We start from the raw sequence: 11,910 nt of genomic DNA on the forward strand, positions 1-11,910 counted from the left end.
GGAACCGTTCTCGGAGCGTCGCAATGGAAAATGGCTATTTCAAAACTGTGTTGCTGGTAGAGGACGAAGGGCTCACCCGGAGCGCCATGAAGAGTCTCATTCTGGCGAACGAACCTTTGCTCGAAATCGACGAAGCCGATGGGTTCGAGCAGGCGAAAGCCAAGCTTTCCGCCAATACCTACGATCTGATGTTTCTCGACTACCACTTGCGCGGCCAGGCCACGGGCCTGGATCTGCTCAATTGGATCCGCGAGGAAGAGCGAGAGATTCAGACGATCATGCTGTCCGCGCAGGACGACCGCGACACGGTGCTCGAATGCATCAAGAACGGCGCGTGCGGGTTCATCTCGAAGGGCAGCGAGCAGGGCGCGGGCGTGTTCCGGGAGGCGCTGAAGACCATCCTCAACGGGCGCGTCTATCTGCCGAACACGGTGCTCGGCAAGGGCGGGCACAGTCCCAAGCCGGTGTCGCCGCATGCGGGCGTGACGGTCGAATCGCTCGATCTGCCGCCGCGCCTGACTGAAACGCTGCGCTATCTGCTGCAGGGACTGTCGAACAAGGCGATCGCGCGCAAGATGAATATCAGCGAAAACACCGCCAAGGAATATTCGAGCGATTTGCTCGCGCGCTTTCACGTGACGCGGCGAACGTTTCTGATCGTCGAAATGGCGCGGCGCGGAATCGAAATGCCGATGAGCAATACGTCGTCGGCGTCCTGAGTCATCGATTTATCCTCTTTTCGACGCGGGCGCACCCGAAAGGGCGCCCGCGTCGTCGCGTGCGCGCCTTTTTCGGATCGTTCCGAGGAATACATCCCGGGATGGTAAGGTAGAGCCCGGATCAATTTCGAGATGAGGTCGGCGCAGGTGATTCGCAGGATGACGTTCATAAAAATGCAAGGTGCTGGCACGGCATTCACGCTGACGGCGGCGCTCCTTCTCGGTGCATGCGCGCCGCTTCCGCAGCAGAGCGACGCCGATGCCGCCGCGGCGGCCTCCGCCGCATCGGCTGCGCAGGCCGCCCAAGCCGCGCCCAGGCCCGCAGCGCCGCCCGCTGCGCCGGGCGAACAGCGCATCATGGTCGGCACCGCGAACGGCTACCATCTGATGATCAAGACGACGCCCCCGCCGCAAGTCTGCGACGGCGATGCTTTCGCCGACGGCGTGCGCTACGGCTACGCGCTGACGTGGAACCGGCTCGTCGGCGAGGACATGCGCAATGGCGGCAAGGCGAAGCGCAAGTTCGACGCCTCGGCGGTCCACTCCCAGGACGACCAGTACAAGATCCAGTGGGACGGCAAGGAGCGCGTCAATGCGTGTGCGTCGGACGGCTATCTGGTCGGCCGGGTCGTCGGGACGCATCTGGCGGGCGTCGACATGCGCGGCGGCAAGCCGTCCTGAGCGCGACGAACGGCGAACGCGATCAATCGCAGGTGTGCGTGGCCGCGACGTAGCGGCCCGCGATGGCGACGTCGCCGTAGATCGTGTAGCCCGTGCCGTTCGCCGATGCCTGCGCGATCACCAGCACCACCGAATTGCTCGTCAGGCCGCCGCTCGGAATGGAAACGGCCTGCGTGTCGCTGCTCGGCGAGTATTCGCGCACGCGCCCGGCGATCGGCGTCCATTTTTCCTTCACGCACCGGACGAAATCGTACGGCTTGAATTGCGACGTGCCGGAGCCGATCGGCACGGTCTTGAGCAGGGCGTCGTCCGTCGCAACGCACGCGCTCAACGCGCACGCACCGATTGCAGCCAACCAGGTTGTGATGCTTTTTCTCATAGTTCCGATGCCCTTTTTTACATTATCCGCTTAGACTTCCGCCCCGTATTCCTTCGATGCCGGCAAAGCGCGGGCGTCGATCCTAACCGCTAACCCGACAAACCGTAAAGCGTGCGCGACCGGTCGTTCGTGCAAATTCGATCGCCCGGAAGACGCGCCAAATCTGAAAGCAAGCTTTCGATTAGTAGTTTTCCCAATATTAGTCAAGTCGGGTCAACCGTCGCCGTTATATAGGCGTTTCACACGTTAAAGCCTTTTGTATGGCGCGAGCGCGGGCGGCGGGAGCCGAGTGTGGCGCTCACCGGCCGCGTGCGTTGCGCGGGCCCCCGATAAACCGTGATGTAACGCTGTCATCGACCGTTCGCGGCCGCTGTGCAGCGTGAGCCAGTTTGATAGAACGCATGTCTCGCACAAAGTTGCTCGCCCGGCTTCGCGCCATGTCTGCCTTCGGACGCCCGTCCGGCAGCGTCGATTTTCAGCGGTTCGCCGCGCCCGTGCTCACGGTCGTGATCTGCGTGCTGCTGCTGGTGGTTTTCCAGCACCTTTCCCGCGCGGTCGATTACAAATCGGTGATCCACTCGCTGCGCGTCATGACGCCGCAAGCCTGGGTCGCCGCGCTGTTCGCGACCGCGCTTTCGTTTGCCGCGCTGGTCGGGCGCGACGCGGTGGGACTGCGCCACATCGGCGTCGCGGTGCCGCGCTCGCTGCTGTGGGTCGGCGCGACGGTCGGTTCCGCGCTCGGCAACGTGACGGGTTTCGGCGCGCTGACGGGCGGCGCTGTGCGCTGCCGCGTCTACGGCGCGGCGGAAGTCACGCCGGCGCAGGTCGGCCGCCTCACCATTTTCACGAGCGTCACGCTCGCGCTTTCGCTGGCATTCATGGCCGCCGCCGGCATGCTGTTCGGCGCGGGCACGCTTTCGCCGATGATGCATCTTCCGCCCGCCGCCTTGCGTATGACCGGCGCGGCGCTGCTCGCGGTGTTCGCGGCGATGGTCATCGTCTGCGGCCGTGAGCCGCGCACGCTGCGCTCGCGCTGGAAGTGGCTCGCGTTCACCGTGCCGGCGCGCCGCGATTTCGTCGCGCAAGCCGCGCTCGCCGTCGTCGATGTGCTCGGCGCCGGCCTCGCGCTCTGGGCCTTGCTGCCGAATCCGCAAGTCGGCTTCGGCGAGTTCATGACCGTGTTTTCGGCGGCGATGCTGCTCGGCATGATCGGCCATACGCCGGGCGGCGTCGGCGTGTTCGAGGCGGCGATGGTCTTCGCGCTCGGCGGCAGCGCCCAGACGCCGGATGTGCTCGCCGCGCTGCTCGCGTATCGCGCGATCTACTTCGGCCTGCCGCTGATCCTGTCGGCGGGCGTGATGGCGGCGTTCGAAGGCCGCGCGCTCAAGGGCCGCTTCGGCTTCCTGCATCCGCGTCACGTTTCGCAACTGGCGCCGGTGTTCCTGTCGATCATCACGTTCGCGGCGGGCTCGATGCTCGTTATCTCCGGCGCGACGCCCGCGTTCAAGATGCGTATCGCGCTGTTGCAGACCATCGTCCCGCTGTGGGTGCTGGAAAGCTCGCAACTGCTCGGTTCGGTGCTCGGCGTGCTGCTGCTTTTCGTCGCACGCGGCCTGATGCGCCGGCTCGACGCAGCCTGGTGGCTCGCGCTGATTCTCGTCGTGACGAACCTCGCGCTGTCGCTGGCGAAGGGGTTGGCGTTCGTCGAAGCGGGCGTGCTGGCGTTTCTCGTCGTGCTGCTCGTCGCGACGCGCGAGCGTTTCAATCGCCGTTCGTCGCTGTTCGCCGAGCGCTTCACCGCGACCTGGCTGATTTCCATCGGCGTCGTGATGGCGCTCGCCGTCTGGATCATGTTCTTCGCGTTCCGCGACGTGCCGTACAGCCGCGATCTCTGGTGGCAGTTCGCCTTCGACGAGCGCGCTCCGCGTGCGCTGCGCGCCACGCTCGCGGCGGCGGTGTTCGCGTCGGCGTTCGGTCTGTGGCAATTGCTCCGTCCGGCGGCGGGCCGCTTCGTGAAGCCCGCGCCGCAGGATCTCGCCGACGCCGCGCGCATCTTCCGCGCCCAGGAGCGCAGCGACGCGGGCCTCGCGATGATGGGCGACAAGAGCTTCCTTTTCTCCGAGTCGCGCGAAGCCTTTCTGATGTACGCGAAGCACGGCCGCACGTGGGCCGCGCTGCATGATCCGGTCGGTCCGCGCCGCGAGTGGGCGGAACTGATCCGCAAGTTCGTCGAGCTCGCGCATGCGCACAATGGCCGCGCGGCGTTCTATCAGGTGCGCGCCGACGCGCTGCCGCTCTATCTCGACGCCGGCCTCACGCTGATGAAGCTCGGCGAGGAGGCCCACGTCGCGCTGTCCGATTTCGATCTGAAGGGCTCGCACCGTTCGCATCTGCGTTATGCGCTGAAGCGCGGCGAGCGCGATGGCTTCGACACGGAGGTGATCGGGCCGGCGCACATCGCCGAGAGCCTGCCGATGCTGCGCGCGATCTCCGACGACTGGCTCGAAAGCCGCTCCGCGCGCGAAAAGAGCTTCTCGGTCGCCGCGTTCAATGAAGAGTATCTCGCGGCGCAATCCGTGTTGCTCGTGCGTCAGGAGGGCAAGCCGGTCGCGTTCGTCACCTTCATGACGACGGACATGAACACCGAAGCGACCGTCGGCGTGATGCGGCATGTCGCGCAAGCATCGCCGTACGCGATGGAATACCTCTTCACCAAGCTCGCGCTGCATCTGAAGGAAGCGGGGTTCAGGTCGCTGTCGCTCGGCATCGCGCCGTTGTCGGGCATGGAGCCGACGCCGCTCGCCTCGCACTGGCATCGGCTCGCCGGGCTCGTGTGGCGTTTCGGCGGACGTTTCTACAACTTCCGCGGTCTGCGCGGATTCAAAAGCAAGTTCCAGCCGCGCTGGGAGCCGCGTTATCTGGCGGCATCCGGTTCGGTTGGCGTATTTTTTACTTTGGCGGATCTTTCGCTCCTCGCGGGCGGCTGGCGTTCATGAAATTCCTTTGCAAGACAATCGTGGCGGCGCTTTGCGGCATCGCCACGTTCGGCGCTGCGCATGCGGCCGAAACCATTTCCGGTGGACGTTACGGAAATGTGCACCTGACGAAACCGACGGGCGCGATGACAGGCATCGTCGTGCTGTTCTCGGAAAAAAGCGGCTGGAGCCCGGCCGACAGCCAGGCCGCCGACGCGCTCGCCGCCAAGGGCGCGATGGTCATCGGCGTCGATACGATGCGTTACGCCGCGCGCGTGAAGGCCGACAAGGACCCCTACGAGCGCAAATGCCACAACCTCGTCGGCGATGCGGAGAACATGAGCCATCAGCTCGAACGCACCGTGCAGACCGATCACTACTACGCGCCGATTCTCGTCGGCGCGGGCCAGGGCGCGACGCTCGCCGAGAGCGCGCTGAAGCAGGCGCCGGACAATACGGTTGCGGGCGCGGTGTCACTCGCGCCGGATGCGAAGCTCGACGCGCGCTTCAATCCGTGTCCGCCTGACCCGACGATCATCCACGCGGCGGGCCTGCCGGGCTTCATGGAGCGCGCGGCCACGCTCGAAGCGGGGCGCTCGAAGGCGGATGCGCTCGTCGCGATGACCGCGCCGCATCTGAAGAAGCCCGCGGCGCCGGCCGCGGCAGCGACGACGCAGCCGGCGGCCAAAAAGTCCGACGCCGCGCACGACAGCGACGTCTCGGATCTGCCGCTGATCGAATTGCGCGCCGCGCAGCCGACCGATCTCCTCGCGATCGTCATTTCCGGCGACGGCGGCTGGCGCGATCTCGACAAGACGATGGCGCTCGCGCTGCAAAAGGATGGCGTGTCGGTGATCGGCATCGACTCGCTGCGCTATTTCTGGAGCGAGAAGACGCCGCAGCAGACGGCCAACGATATCGCCCGCGTGATCCGCGCGTACAACGCGCGCTGGCATACGAGCCATGTGGCGCTAGTCGGCTATTCGTTCGGCGCGGACGTGATGCCGTTCGCGTACAACCGTCTGCCGGACGCGGTGCGCAGCCAGGTGTCGTATATCTCGCTGATGGGCTTTTCGCCCGCGGCGGACTTCCAGATTCGCGTGACCGGCTGGCTCGGCATGCCCGCGAGCGAAAAGGCGCTGAAGGTGCGGCCAGAATTCGACAAGCTGCCGCCGCCGATGGTGCAATGCATCTACGGCGAGAAGGAGGAGGACACGCTGTGCCCGCAGCTCACGAAGACGGGCATCGAAGTCGTGAAACTGCCGGGCGATCATCACTTCGGCGGCGATTACGACGCGCTCGCGCGCCGCATTCTGGCGGGGTGGCGCAAGCAGATCGCGGCGCGGCAGGGGTGATTAAAGCGCTTCGAGCAATCGAAGCGTTTCGGGGTGCTTCTCCACCAGACGGATAAGCACCGCCGCCTGTGCGTTCGGTCGTGCCTTTCCCTGTTCCCAGTTTTGCCATGTTCGCACATTGACGCGAAGCCGGTGTGCCATGACGGCTTGCGAAACGTGAGCCGTTTCGCGGACATGCCGTATTTCGTCCGCGCTGACTTCGACGGGATCAGGCGCTTCGACGCTGACCTTGCGTAAAGTCATCTTGCCTTGCCGCTCGGCGGACAGCGCTTCGAGTCCTTCGCTGAGTTCGGAAAACAGGCTTCGCTTCTTCATATCGCATTCCTTCGGCTGACCTCTATTGCCAGCAACCGCGCCAGGACCGCGCGCTCGCTGCTGGACAGGTCACTCATTTCATCCTTGTCATAAAGCGTGAACATCCAGAACTGGGCGCCCTCGAACCACCGGTAGTGGATCACTCGAAGCCCGCCTCGCTTCCCCTTGTTGCGTCGCTTGTCGCCGAAGCGGATCTTCCTGAGACCGCCGGTTCCCTTGATGAGGTCGCCCGCCTCGGCATTCGCCAGCAATAGGAGTTGAAGTTCGCGGTACTCGTCGTCCGTGAGATAGTCGGACCTGTGACGCTGGAACGGTGGCAGCTCGACAAAAATCGCTTGCATGAACGAAAGAAAATATACGCAATCTGCGTATATTAAGCAAGCGATGCACGAGCGCAGCGCGTTTCACAAAAATTGAATCTTTCCCGCCTTCAATTAAACGGCCCCAGATAATCCCGCTTGCCGATCGGCGCGCCGAGATGCCTCAGAATGTCGTGCGTCGTGACCACATGAAAATAAAAGTTCGGCAGCCCGAAGCCGAACAGATAATCGTCGCCTGAAAACGACGGCGAGAAGTCGGGAAACTTCAGCGTGACCGTGCGCGTCTCGCAACCGGCGAGCGACGCCTTGTCGATGCTCTTCAGAAACGCGATGGTCTTGTCGATGCGCGCCTGCAGCGACACGAAACTGTCCTCGTTGTCCTCGAAGCGCGGCGCTTCGATGCCGGCAAGACGCGCGGCCGATAGCTTCGCCGTGTCGCTCGCACGCTGGATTTGCGCGACGAGTGGCAGCATGTCGGGCGCGAGACGCGCGTTAATGACATCGCCGTGAGCGAGGCCTTTCTGATCCGCGAAAGCGGCGCCCTTTTTCAGCAGATCCGCGCACACTTCGAGTCCGCGAATGAAGACGGGAATCGATGCGCGATACATCGTAAGAGACATGGAATTGCGCTCCTTGAGTTTTTGGTTTCGACTGCGGCAGGGCTGACAAGCATAGCGCCCCGCGCCTGAGCCCGCTCAACCCGACGCGTGCCGCGCTTCCCACGCGCGCAACGCCGCCTCGTAACGTTCGAGCGCTTCCTGATAAAGATCGAACACGCACGGATTGCAGCCGCTCTGACAGCAATCTTCCGGCAAGGGTCGCTCGGGCGGGCTCGGGCGCGGGTCGTCGTCGTGATCGGGCATCGGCGTAGGAAAGGCGTGGACGGTCCATTGTGCATCGGCTTCGCGAGGCGGACGCGAGCGGCTAGACTTTGGCGGCGGATCGCGCCGCGCGCAATGCGATACTGCGCGCGGGGCACTTGTCCGCCCGTCATCACGTCGACAGGACCGAGGACTCACGCGATGAATCAGATCGTCAGCCTTGCGATCTCCGGCGCGCTTGCGAGCGCCTTGCTGGCCGGCTGCGCCGTGCCGCCGGATACCCCCGCGACGACTGCGTCGAGCGCCGCGCCGCAGGGCGCGTACTCCGCCGAAATCCGCCGTACGCAGGACGGCATTCCGCACATCCGCGCCGCCGACGTCGGCAGCCTCGGCTTCGGATTCGGCTACGCGCAGGCGCAAGACAACCTCTGCACGCTCGCCGATGGCTTCGTCACGTATCGCGGCGAGCGCTCGGCCTGGTTCGGACCGGACGCCCGCCCGGCGTCGGCGGCGACGTTCGGTCAGCCACGCAACATCGACGCTGATTTCTTCTTTCGCCTCGTCGGCGATCAGGTCACCGTCGAGCGTTACCGCGCGGCGCAGCCGGCCGATTTGCGCAGTCTGATCGACGGCTTCGCGAGCGGCTACAACCGCTATCTCGCCGATCTGAACGCGGGCCGCTTTCCGGGCGCGCACGCGACGTGCCGCGGCAAGCCGTGGGTCGGCAACATCAGCGCCGGCGACGTCACGCTGCGGCTGATCGCGGCGAATCTCGCGAGCGGCTCGGCGCGCTTCGTGACGCCGATCGCGACGGCGCATCCGCCCAGGCCTGCCCCAACGACGAGCCCTCGCACTGATAAAGGCGCGCCGCAAACGGCGCTCGACGCGCTGCGCTATTCGATCGGCGAGCATCCGGGCATCGGCAGCAACGCGCTCGCATTCGGCGCGCCGATCACGCGCGACAAGCGCAGCATCCTGTTCGGCAATCCGCACTGGTTCTGGCGCGGGCCCGACCGTTTCTATCAGGCGCAATTGACGATTCCCGGCCAGATGAACGTCGCGGGCGTGTCGTTCCTCGGCGTGCCGCTGATCGTGCTCGGCTTCAACGAAAACATCGCGTGGACGCACACCGTCTCGAGCGCGCGGCGATTCGGCATCTTCCAGTTGACGCTCGATCCCGCTGATCCGACGCGCTATCTCGTCGATGGCCAAAGCGAAGCGATGACGCCCGTGCCGCTCTCGGTGCGCGCCCGCCGCGCCGACGGCAGTGTCGAAACCGTGTCGCGCACGCTGTACCGCACGCGTTTCGGGCCTGTCGTCGATCTCTCCGCGATGGCGCAGGGTCTCGGCTGGAACGCGCAGCGCGCGTATGCGCTCGCCGACGTGAACGTCGACAACACGCGCGTGTTCCAGAACTTCTTCGCATGGAATCAGGCCCGCTCGCTCGCCGACTTCATGGCGATCCAGAAGCGCTACGCGGCGATGCCGTGGGCGAACACTTTCGCGATCGGGCGCGGCGACGAGCGTGTCTGGTTCGCCGATATCGGCCCGATTCCGAACGTGCCCGATGCGCTCGCCCAGTCATGCACGACGCCCGCCGGCCGCGCGTTCGCGGCGCGCGTGCCGGGCGTGCCTTTCCTCGACGGCTCGAAGAGCGCATGCGCGTGGCGCGTCGATCCGGCGAGCGTGCAGCCGGGCGCGCTGCCGCTGGATCAACTGCCGAATACCGTGCGCGGCGATTACGTCGGCAATTTCAACGACAGCTACTGGCTCACCAATGCGAACGCGCCGATGTCGGGCTATCCGCTCATCGCGGGCGCGACGCGCACGGAGCAGTCGCTGCGCACGCGTTATGGCCATCTGCTCGCCGCGCGATTGCAGCGCGAGCGCGGCGGCGTGACGCGCGAGGCGCTGGAGACGGCCGTGCTGGAGACGAACTCGATGTCCGAGCGGCTCTTTCGCAAGCCGCTGCTCGACGCGGTCTGCACGGTCAACGAAGCGGGCGGCCCGCTGCACGAGCCCTGCGAAGTGTTGCGGCGCTGGAACGGCACGGCGGAGATCGACGCGCGCGGCGCGAATCTGTGGGACGAGTTCTGGCTGCGCGTGACGCGCATCGCGCCGGAGCGTCTGTACGAGTCGGGTTTCGATCCGAACAAGCCGCTCGCGACGCCCGGCGGCTTCAACGTCGACAATCCGGCCGTGCTTCAGGACTTGCGCCAGGCGCTCGGCGGCGCGGCGCTCGCGCTCAGGCTCAACGGCTTCGCGATCGATTCGCGGCGCGGCGACATTCTCTATACGACGCGCAACGGCGCTCGCGTGCCGCTTTACGGCGGCTGCGACGAGGCGGGCTATTTCACGATCGTCTGCGCGCGGCGGCCGCTCGACCGGCAAGGCTATCCGATGGACGCGAGCGGGCAGGGCGACAGCTACGTGCAGGTCGTGACGTTCGGCGAGAACGGCGTGGAAGCGGACACGATGCTGTCGCATTCCGAATCCGACGATCCGGCCTCGCCGCATTCCGGCGACGCGACGCGCGCGTTCGCCGCGAAACGCTGGCTGCGCTTTCCTTTTAGCGAACAGGCGATCGATTCTGACCCGGCGGTGACGCGCGCCGTTGTATCGGCCACGCGCGATCAGGCGGCGAGCGCGGCGGGACGCTAACAATTCGCTTCAAAAGGCGCGCGTCCGGTCGAGCGGCGAGCAAATCCCGTCTATCATGGAAGTTTGCTCGAATGGAATTACGGTCATGACTATCGGCGACAGCACGCAACACGACGAAGCGGTGCGGCTCGATTCCGCCGCGCTGCGGGATTTCGTGGAACGCAAGTGGAACGACGAGATCGTGCCCGCACTCACCGACTACATCGCGGTGCCCGCGAAAAGCCCGATGTTCGACAGCGACTGGGCGCGCCACGGCTTTATCGAGCGCGTGGTCACGGACGCGGTGGACTGGGTCAAGACACAGCCGGTGAAAGGCCTGAAAGTCGAGATCGTGCGCTTGCCCGAGCGCACGCCGGTCATTTTCTTCGAAGCGCCCGCGACGCGTTCCGGCAGCACGGAAACGGTCGTGCTGTACGGCCACCTGGACAAGCAGCCGGAGTTCGAAGGCTGGCGCAGCGATCTCGGCCCATGGACGCCGAAACTCGAAGACGACAAGCTCTACGGCCGCGGCGGCGCCGACGACGGCTACGCGACCTACGCCAGCATCACCGCGCTCGCGGCGCTGGACGCGCAGGGCGTCGAACGGCCGCGCTGCGTCGGCATTATCGAGACGTGCGAGGAATCCGGCAGCTACGATCTTCTGCCTTACATCGACGCGCTGCGCGACCGGCTCGGCGACGTCGGCCTCGTGATCTGTCTCGATTCCGGCGCGGGCAACTACGATCAGCTCTGGCTCACGACTTCGCTGCGCGGGCTCGTCGCGGGCGATCTCGAAGTGCAGGTGCTCGACGAGGGCATCCACTCGGGCGGCTACGGCGGCATTGCGCCCTCGGCGTTCCGCATTCTGCGGCAACTGTTCGAGCGTCTGGAAGATTCGAGCACCGGCGATCTGTTGCCGAAGGAATTTCACTGCGCGATCCCGATGATGCGCCGCCGCGAAGCCGAAACCACCGCGCGCATTCTCGGCGACGACGTTTGGAAGAAGCTGCCGTGGGCCTGCGGTCAAGACGGCGGCAGCGTGCTGCCGACGACGACCGATCCGCGCGAAGCGCTGCTGAATTCGACGTGGCGTCCATCGCTCACGGTGACGGGCGCATCCGGCCTGCCGCCGCTCGCCGATGCGGGCAACGTGCTCGCACCGCGCACGGCGTTCAAGCTGTCGCTGCGCCTGCCGCCGCTCGTCGATGCGACCGAGGCCGTCACGCGGCTGCAACGGCTGCTCGAACGCGACGCGCCGTACAACGCCAAGGTCACGTTCAAGCCGGAAGCGGGCGCGGCCACGGGCTGGAACGCGCCCGATCTCGCGCCGTGGCTCGCAACCTCGCTCAACGAGGCGTCGAAACGTCACTTCGGCGCGAATGTCGCGTATATCGGCCAAGGCGGCACGATTCCGCTCATGAACACGCTGAAAGAAGGCTTTCCGCGCTCGCAGTTCATGGTGTGCGGCGTGCTCGGCCCGCGATCGAATGCACACGGCCCGAACGAGTTCCTGCACATTCCGTACGCGAAGAAGCTGACGGCTTCCGTCGCGGAAGTGATCGCGGCCGCGCCCTGAGCCGCCGCAAGTCGTTCGATGAATCTGCAAGCCCGGTTCGACCGGGCTTTTTTTCGGCCGTTTTCAGCGATTTTGTAAAAACAAACTGGTAAGGCCAGTTGATCGTCTGTAAAGTGGGAGGCCCGCGTG

Annotated in this window: 11 protein-coding genes; 6 read left to right on the forward strand and 5 right to left on the reverse strand. The window is 65.5% G+C overall.

The genetic code is table 11. The features are described 5' to 3' along the window. Positions 1 to 23 precede the first annotated feature (23 nt). Together AWB70_RS19655 and AWB70_RS19660 are read left to right on the forward strand one after the other, a co-directional pair. Positions 24 to 719 (forward strand): response regulator transcription factor, encoded by a 696-nt coding sequence (locus AWB70_RS19655; protein ID WP_045454067.1) that lies wholly within the window; start codon positions 24 to 26, stop codon positions 717 to 719. Between the two features lie 159 nt (positions 720 to 878). Then, positions 879 to 1,400, forward strand: coding sequence for a hypothetical protein (locus AWB70_RS19660; RefSeq protein WP_053569470.1), 522 nt, complete (start codon positions 879 to 881; stop codon positions 1,398 to 1,400). A 22-nt stretch (positions 1,401 to 1,422) separates the two neighbouring features. On the opposite strand, the gene AWB70_RS19665 is transcribed toward AWB70_RS19660, so the two are convergent. After that, a complete protein-coding gene (locus AWB70_RS19665; protein ID WP_235024290.1) occupies positions 1,423 to 1,731 on the reverse strand; it encodes a hypothetical protein in 309 nt (102 codons plus the stop codon). Between the two features lie 449 nt (positions 1,732 to 2,180). Here AWB70_RS19665 and mprF point away from each other — a divergent pair, with 449 nt between their 5' ends. Beyond that, the gene (gene mprF, locus AWB70_RS19670; protein ID WP_143281661.1) at positions 2,181 to 4,775 is read left to right on the forward strand and encodes a bifunctional lysylphosphatidylglycerol flippase/synthetase MprF; all 2,595 of its coding nucleotides are present in this window, start codon (positions 2,181 to 2,183) and stop codon (positions 4,773 to 4,775) included. Further along, positions 4,772 to 6,109 (forward strand): virulence factor family protein, encoded by a 1,338-nt coding sequence (locus AWB70_RS19675; RefSeq protein WP_053569467.1) that lies wholly within the window; start codon positions 4,772 to 4,774, stop codon positions 6,107 to 6,109. The genes mprF and AWB70_RS19675 overlap by 4 nt, the downstream gene beginning before the upstream one ends. Here AWB70_RS19675 and AWB70_RS19680 read toward each other — a convergent pair whose 3' ends face one another. The 4 genes from AWB70_RS19680 to AWB70_RS19695 all read right to left on the reverse strand — a co-directional run bounded on the left by AWB70_RS19680 (position 6,110) and on the right by AWB70_RS19695 (position 7,607). Continuing rightward, positions 6,110 to 6,424 carry a helix-turn-helix domain-containing protein gene (locus tag AWB70_RS19680; protein WP_053569466.1) on the reverse strand — a complete coding sequence of 105 codons (315 nt, stop codon included), beginning with the start codon at positions 6,422 to 6,424 and terminating at the stop codon, positions 6,110 to 6,112. Beyond that, positions 6,421 to 6,765, reverse strand: coding sequence for a toxin (locus tag AWB70_RS19685; protein ID WP_053569465.1), 345 nt, complete (start codon positions 6,763 to 6,765; stop codon positions 6,421 to 6,423). Before AWB70_RS19685 ends, AWB70_RS19680 begins: the two co-directional genes overlap by 4 nt. Before the next feature lie 89 nt (positions 6,766 to 6,854). Beyond that, entirely contained in the window at positions 6,855 to 7,364 is a 510-nt protein-coding gene (locus tag AWB70_RS19690) for a DUF1993 domain-containing protein (RefSeq protein WP_014250902.1), read from the reverse strand. Between the two features lie 75 nt (positions 7,365 to 7,439). Beyond that, complete coding sequence (locus AWB70_RS19695; RefSeq protein ID WP_053569464.1) at positions 7,440 to 7,607, reverse strand: oxidoreductase-like domain-containing protein; 168 nt, start codon at positions 7,605 to 7,607, stop codon at positions 7,440 to 7,442. Positions 7,608 to 7,766: 159 nt separating this feature from the next. Between AWB70_RS19695 and AWB70_RS19700 the strand changes: the two genes are divergently transcribed. Beyond that, positions 7,767 to 10,226, forward strand: coding sequence for a penicillin acylase family protein (locus AWB70_RS19700; protein ID WP_053569463.1), 2,460 nt, complete (start codon positions 7,767 to 7,769; stop codon positions 10,224 to 10,226). 85 nt (positions 10,227 to 10,311) lie between these two features. After that, a complete protein-coding gene (locus AWB70_RS19705; RefSeq protein WP_041731704.1) occupies positions 10,312 to 11,781 on the forward strand; it encodes a M20 family metallopeptidase in 1,470 nt (489 codons plus the stop codon). Positions 11,782 to 11,910: the final 129 nt, after the last annotated feature.

The organism is Caballeronia cordobensis, assembly GCF_001544575.2.
Classification (GTDB): Bacteria; Pseudomonadota; Gammaproteobacteria; order Burkholderiales; family Burkholderiaceae; genus Caballeronia; species Caballeronia cordobensis.

Bases quoted from the DNA above. Each gene is read 5' to 3' on its own strand.
- AWB70_RS19695 (WP_053569464.1), bottom strand. From the start codon at position 7,607: ATGCCCGATCACGACGACGACCCGCGCCCGAGCCCGCCCGAGCGACCC.
- AWB70_RS19685 (WP_053569465.1), bottom strand. From the start codon at position 6,765: ATGCAAGCGATTTTTGTCGAGCTGCCACCGTTCCAGCGTCACAGGTCC.
- AWB70_RS19680 (WP_053569466.1), bottom strand. From the start codon at position 6,424: ATGAAGAAGCGAAGCCTGTTTTCCGAACTCAGCGAAGGACTCGAAGCG.
- AWB70_RS19690 (WP_014250902.1), bottom strand. From the start codon at position 7,364: ATGTCTCTTACGATGTATCGCGCATCGATTCCCGTCTTCATTCGCGGA.
- AWB70_RS19655 (WP_045454067.1), top strand. From the start codon at position 24: ATGGAAAATGGCTATTTCAAAACTGTGTTGCTGGTAGAGGACGAAGGG.
- AWB70_RS19660 (WP_053569470.1), top strand. From the start codon at position 879: ATGACGTTCATAAAAATGCAAGGTGCTGGCACGGCATTCACGCTGACG.
- mprF (WP_143281661.1), top strand. From the start codon at position 2,181: ATGTCTCGCACAAAGTTGCTCGCCCGGCTTCGCGCCATGTCTGCCTTC.
- AWB70_RS19705 (WP_041731704.1), top strand. From the start codon at position 10,312: ATGACTATCGGCGACAGCACGCAACACGACGAAGCGGTGCGGCTCGAT.
- AWB70_RS19700 (WP_053569463.1), top strand. From the start codon at position 7,767: ATGAATCAGATCGTCAGCCTTGCGATCTCCGGCGCGCTTGCGAGCGCC.
- AWB70_RS19675 (WP_053569467.1), top strand. From the start codon at position 4,772: ATGAAATTCCTTTGCAAGACAATCGTGGCGGCGCTTTGCGGCATCGCC.